Raw genomic sequence first — 5,441 nt, forward strand, 5'->3', positions numbered from 1 at the left:
AAAAGCCCCACCACAGGGCTTTTAGACCACTCGTTTTTTTAGAGCAAACACTTACATAAGCGAATAAACCAATATTGCAGTTCTCACAACTTATTGTTACTGTCCCAATACTTGAAATCGTTTGATTTTTTCAAAGTTGGACGCACAATTTAAGAAAAAATTCAAATGTTCCAACAGAAATCTTACAATTCCGCTAACTTATTTATTCCCGCGCCAGTAAACAGTTTCAGGCGACGCTAATAGCATTTAGCAACACAACATCGAATATTTCCCCGGTTCATAACTTGAAATTCAACCCAGCAGCGGCAATTAACCTGTCCTCATCCGCCTCTGCCATATGAAACTATTATTTGCTATAACAATAAATACTTACATTAAAAAAGTTGCCACCGCAACTAATGTTTTGACTCCTACCCTCAATTTTACTCCTTTTTTTCCATTCTTACAGTCTTTACTGCGCTTATGGATTTTCCTGATAAGTTAATACTTAATATACTTACTTGCAAAGGTTTTTAAAAAAACATAACAACTAATCAAAAACCAATTATTAAATCGTAATGAGCAAACCATTTCACCACAAACTGATAATAGCTGTGGCAGGCGCACTTTGCCTGGGTATTACAGCCTATCAACCAGCCAGTGCCCAGCGGAAAAAACATAACCGCAACGCCGCGCCAACTACTCCTGCTCCTGCAAAAGACACTACCGGGAAGCCCCCCATGATCAAACCAGGACCAAAACCAGGCCCCAAACCCTTCGCTGAAGTTATTACCGATAAAGCCAAAGCGGATTCCGGCCTGTTTAATATCTACAAACAAGACGACCGCTTTTTCTTTGAAATCCCTGATTCCCTGCTGGGAAGAGATGTACTGGTAGTGAACAGGATCGCTAAATCAGCTGCCGGCTTACGCGCCATGATGATGGGTTTCAGCGGTGATATCATCGGCGAAAATGTGATCCGCTTCGAAAAAGGCCCTAACCATCGCATCTTCCTGAAAAACATCTCCTATGCCGATGTATCAAAAGATTCTACCCAGCCGATGTTCACCTCTGTGAGCAACTCCAACCTGCAGCCTATCGTGGCAGCATTTGATGTAAAAGCTACGTCTAAAAACGGGAAAGGTACTGTTATTGACCTGACTGAATACATCAGTGGCGACAACGACATCCTTTTCTTCGACGGACAGGTTAAAAACATGCTCAAAATCGGTGGCGTTCAGCCGGACAAATCCTACATCTCCGATGTAAGGTCCTACCCGATGAACACCGAAATAAAAACCGTAAAAACATATAGCAAATCCGGTGGACCCGCAGGCCCGGGTATGCCCCCTTCCCCGGGCGGTAATGCTACCGTGGAACTCAATAGCTCCATGGTATTACTCCCTGCAGTGCCCATGCAGCCCCGCTATTTTGATCCCCGCGTAGGTTATTTCACCACCAGCGTTACCGACTTTGATGCGGATCCGCAGGGAGTAAAAAAGATCCAGATGATCACCCGCTGGCGCCTGGAACCAAAGCCGGAAGACATGGAAAAGTATAAACGCGGGGAACTGGTGGAACCAGTGAAACCCATCGTGTTTTATATTGATCCTGCCACCCCGGTAAAATGGCGTAAATATCTTATCATGGGTGTGAACGACTGGCAGTCAGCTTTTGAACAGGCGGGCTTTAAAAATGCCATTATCGCTAAAATGGCGCCCACTCCCCAGGAAGATTCCACCTGGTCTATCGAAGACGCCCGGTTCTCTGCTATTGTATACAAACCGTCTGATGTACCTAATGCAAGCGGCCCCCACGTACACGATCCCCGCTCCGGCGAAATCATTGAAAGTCATATCAATTGGTACCACAACGTAATGCGTTTGCTGCGCAACTGGTATTTTGTACAGGCGTCCCCTAACGATCCGCGCGCCCGCAACATGCAGTTCAGCGATGAACTGATGGGTGAACTGATCCGCTTTGTATCTTCCCACGAAGTAGGCCATACCCTGGGCTTACGTCATAACTTCGGATCCAGTTCTACCTACCCGGTTGAAAAACTGCGTGATAAGGAATGGGTGAAAAAGAATGGTCATGCCGCTTCTATCATGGACTACGCACGTTTTAACTACGTAGCGCAACCCGGCGATGGCATCAGCGGAGCTGATCTTTATCCCCGTATTAACTACTACGATAAATGGGCCATTGAATGGGGGTATAAACTGCTGCCACAGGCCAAATCCCCGGAAGCAGAAGTACCCGTCCTCAATAAAATAACAATTGAAAAACTGAAGGATAAGAAGTTCTGGTTTGGCACTGAAATGAATCCTGATGATCCACGATCCCAGAACGAAGACCTGGGCGACAACGCAATGATTGCCAGTGGCTACGGTATAAAGAACCTCCAGTTTATTATGCCTAATCTCCTCAGCTGGACGAAGGTAGAGAACGAAGGCTATGGTAACCTGTCTGAATTGTATAAAGAAGTAGCCGGTCAGTTTGGCCGTTACATGGGCCATGTAGTCAAAAACGTGGGCGGTATTTACGAAACACCCAAAACCGTAGAACAGGCAGGCGGTGTATACGAATACGTACCAAAAGCTACCCAAAAGGAAGCAGTGGCGTTCCTGAACAAACAGTTGTTTACCACACCAAAATGGCTGATCAACCAGGATCTGCTTAGCCGGATAGGCAATGACGGTATTTCCCTGATCAATGCCGTACAGGCGCCGGTACTGGACAGGCTGATGAGCACCAGGACCATCAATAAACTGATCAGCGGGGAAGCCGCGCTGGGAGCGAAAGCTTACGACCCGGTTGAAATGCTGAACGACCTGAAAAAATCCGTCTTCTCAGAAATTTATACACACCAGTCTGTAGATGTATATCGCAGGAACCTCCAACGCAACTATGTGGATAACCTCACTGAACTGGTGACGCCTCCTTCTGCTCCGGCCAACCCGATGATGGGTGGTTTTGCACCTCCAAGTGCAGCCCGGTCAGATGCGGCAGGCATTGGCCGTGCCCAGCTGGTGGCCCTGAGAACAGAACTGCGTGCAGCCGCGGGTAGTGGCGACAGTATCACCCGCAGCCATATACAGGACCTGATCGCGCGTGTTAACAAAGCATTAGATCCTAAGTAACACTAAAGTATATACGAAAATATCGGTCCCCTTTCCTGTAACATCGGAAAGGGGACTTTCGTTTTATGTATGTTCAAAAGGCTGGTAAATTATTGAGGAAAATGCTTAATATCGTTGCATTATTAACCAAGAAGCCTCAAAAGTGAAAGATCGGACAAACAAAATTACGATATACGATATAGCACAAAAACTCAACCTGTCGGCATCTACTGTTTCACGTGCGTTGCAAAACAATCCGCTCATCAACCTGGAAACACGCGAAAAAGTACAGGCTGCCGCTACTGAAATGGGCTATGTTCCCAACTGGATTGCATCGAGCCTGCGTAAAAAAAGGTCGAATATCCTCGGGCTGATTGTTCCCCGCACTTCTATGTACTTTCAGAGTACCGCTATCAGTGGTATTCAGCATGAGGCACATAAGTACGGGTTCAGTATCGTAATTGGGCAATCGGACGAAACAGTGGCCATGGAAAAAGAGCTGGTACATACTTTCTATTCACTCCGCGTAGATGGATTACTGGCGGTAGCTTCCATGTTTACCACTAATTTTGATCACTTTAGTCCGTTTATCAAGAACAATATTCCATTGGTATTTTATGACCGTGTGCCAACCGATTTCCAGGGATATACCATCACAGGCGACGATTTCAGGGGCGGTTTCCTTGCCACCGAACACCTGATCAAACAAGGCTGCAAACGTATTGCCCACTTCTCTGGTGTTCTTACCTGTAACCTTTATCAACAAAGACTTTCAGGCTACAAAGAAGCATTGTCGCAATATGGTATTCCCTTTGATGAACAGCTGGTTTATATTCATGACCTCACAATGGACTCTGCTACTGTTGCTGCACAACAATTATTTGATGCACACAAAATGCCGGATGCGATGTTTGCTGCCAATGATAGTTCTGCAGTTGCTTTTATCCGTGAAGCGAGGAAAAGAAATATTGCCGTTCCTGAGCAGATCAAAGTAGTGGGCTATTCCAACGATCTTTCTTCCAGGATCATTTCGCCTTCTTTAACTACTATTGAACAATCGGGTTATAATATGGGGCAGAAAGCGGTGGAGACTATTGTTCAGCTGATCAATCATGAAGAAGCAGTAAAAGTGACAAAAAATTATGTGTTCCCGGTAGAGCTGATCAAACGGGAATCCAGCGGATCGTAATTCAATAATAAAAACTGATAACCTAGAACTGTATGAAATCTTCCATTTATGCAGCATTGCTATGTACTGCTGCATTTGCCGTATCCTCCTGTAACAAGCGTATCTATGTGCCTAACCAGGTGAATGTCCCGTTACTGAAAGAGAAGTATGAATTTAAAGGTAGCATCACCCCTACTAATTTGCAGGGCGCCTTTGCCATCACTGATAACATAGGTATTATGGCCAATGGCCAGTATCATTGGGGATGGGATTATGCAGATCCTACAAACAGTTATGATGACGATGGCCTGTTCAGCGATAATAACACCCGCGGAGGACTGATAGAAGGAGCTGTTGGTTTTTTTAAACCCATTGGCCCTGGTAAGAAAGCGGTTTTTGATGTGTATGCAGGCTATGGCAGCGGCCATTTCAAAACGCTGTCCGGCGATTACAAATCAGATAACGACGGTACGGGTAATATCAACCTTAACGACTATGTTATCAAAAACCGCTTCAGTAAGGTATTTATTCAACCTAGTTTCGGCCTCGCTCACCGGGTGGTGGAAGCAGCGTTCAGCAGCCGGTTTTCGTTTGTAAACTTTTACAATAGCAATATTGGCGTAAAGGCATTTGAAAACAATGAAGCGGAGCAAAACAAATTTATGCGCATTCACGATAAAACAGTAGTGTTTTACGAGCCGGCGTTTACCGTCCGTGTAGGGTTCAAGTACGTAAAATTCCAGGCGCAGCTGCTGTTTTCAACGCCATTAAACAATAATAGTTTCTATAACGATAATTATTCTTCCGATAAAAATTTCAATGAGTATTTCCAGCCTGTAAATTTCAATATGGGCGTTGCGATAGATCTGGCAAAGTGGTATAACCGGAAATAATAATTTATGAAGATGATTTTCCGGAGATGATATAATGAGAGATCACAGATGATATAAAATAAAAAAGCCTTAGTGTATGAAACACTAAGGCTTTTTCTTAATAAGTATGGCAGCTACCTACTCTCCCGCATGATAGTGCAGTACCATCGGCCATGAGGGGCTTAACTTCTCTGTTCGGAATGGGAAGAGGTGAACACCCTCGGCATAACCACCATAAGATCTTCTTTGCTTTACAGCAAACTAATAAGATAACATATCGGGAAAGTTGTATTCAAAATT

Annotated in this window: 3 protein-coding genes and 1 rRNA gene; 3 read left to right on the forward strand and 1 reads right to left on the reverse strand. The window is 44.8% G+C overall.

The annotated features are described in order from the left end of the window. The first annotated feature begins 557 nt into the window (after positions 1 to 557). From VN105_RS27135 to VN105_RS27145, 3 genes are all read left to right on the forward strand, one after another. Positions 558 to 3,122: a zinc-dependent metalloprotease gene (locus VN105_RS27135; protein ID WP_325646171.1), complete on the forward strand. Its 2,565-nt coding sequence runs from the start codon at positions 558 to 560 to the stop codon at positions 3,120 to 3,122. A gap of 142 nt (positions 3,123 to 3,264) precedes the next feature. After that, positions 3,265 to 4,290 (forward strand): LacI family DNA-binding transcriptional regulator, encoded by a 1,026-nt coding sequence (locus VN105_RS27140; RefSeq protein ID WP_325646173.1) that lies wholly within the window; start codon positions 3,265 to 3,267, stop codon positions 4,288 to 4,290. 32 nt (positions 4,291 to 4,322) lie between these two features. After that, complete coding sequence (locus tag VN105_RS27145) at positions 4,323 to 5,162, forward strand: hypothetical protein (RefSeq protein WP_325646175.1); 840 nt, start codon at positions 4,323 to 4,325, stop codon at positions 5,160 to 5,162. 104 nt (positions 5,163 to 5,266) lie between these two features. Here VN105_RS27145 and rrf read toward each other — a convergent pair. Beyond that, positions 5,267 to 5,378 (reverse strand): 5S ribosomal RNA (gene rrf, locus VN105_RS27150). Positions 5,379 to 5,441 lie beyond the last annotated feature (63 nt).

This window comes from Chitinophaga sp. (assembly GCF_035564935.1).
Lineage (GTDB): Bacteria > Bacteroidota > Bacteroidia > Chitinophagales > Chitinophagaceae > Chitinophaga.